This window comes from Nocardia abscessus (assembly GCF_015477775.1).
Classification (GTDB): domain Bacteria; phylum Actinomycetota; class Actinomycetes; order Mycobacteriales; family Mycobacteriaceae; genus Nocardia; species Nocardia abscessus_A.
In genome coordinates this window covers 1-690 of record NZ_JADLQO010000065.1, presented here as the reverse complement: position 1 = coordinate 690, position 690 = coordinate 1, and the positions used below count along the sequence as shown (strand labels likewise).

Genomic DNA, 690 nt, shown 5'->3' with positions numbered 1-690 from the left:
TGAGGTTGCCCCGGTCTTCCGGACACCAATGGTGAGGCGAGATACTCGCCTCCGAAAGGAGTCTGGATGCCACCAGCACACCCGCCGGAGTTCCGTCAGCGCGCGATCGAGTTGGCCCGCAGTAGCGACCGGCCGATCGGTCAGATTGCGAAGGGCTTGGGGATCTCGGAGTCGTGTCTACGGAACTGGCTCCGAAGAGCCGACATCGATGAAGGCGCACGCGACGGTGTGACCAGCTCCGAGCGCAAGGAACTCGCCGAGTTGCGGCGAAGGACTCGGCAACTCGAACTGGAGAACGAGGTGCTGCGTAAGGCGGCGGCCTACTTCGCACGGGAGAACGTCCTCCCAAAATAGTGTTCCCGGTGGTCGCGCAACTGGCCGAAGCCGGCATCCCGGTCACGGTGTCATGCCGTGTGCTGCGGGTGTCGACCTCCGGGTACTACGAATGGAAGCACCGCGGTGAGTCCGCGCGTGCTCGCGCTGATCGTGAACTCACCACCACGATCACCGACATCCACACCGCGTCACGCGGTACCTACGGTGCTCCGCGGGTGCATGCCGAACTGCGGCTCGGTCAGCGGATTCGAGTGGGTCGCAAACGTGTGGCCCGGCTGATGCGCAGCGCTGAGCTGGCCGGAATTTTCCGCCGCCGCCGAGGCTGCACCACGCGAGATCCGCAGGCCAGTCCGC

2 protein-coding genes are annotated in these 690 nt (G+C 65.2%); both read left to right on the top strand.

Annotation, left to right across the window (positions count from 1 at the left end; all coding sequences use genetic code 11):
• Positions 1 to 66: 66 nt before the first annotated feature.
• The gene (locus IU450_RS39285; RefSeq protein WP_195154782.1) at positions 67 to 354 is read left to right on the top strand and encodes a transposase; all 288 of its coding nucleotides are present in this window, start codon (positions 67 to 69) and stop codon (positions 352 to 354) included.
• Positions 355 to 362: 8 nt separating this feature from the next.
• On the top strand, positions 363 to 690 hold a 328-nt coding region (locus IU450_RS39280), incomplete at its 3' end, for an IS3 family transposase (RefSeq protein ID WP_195154781.1).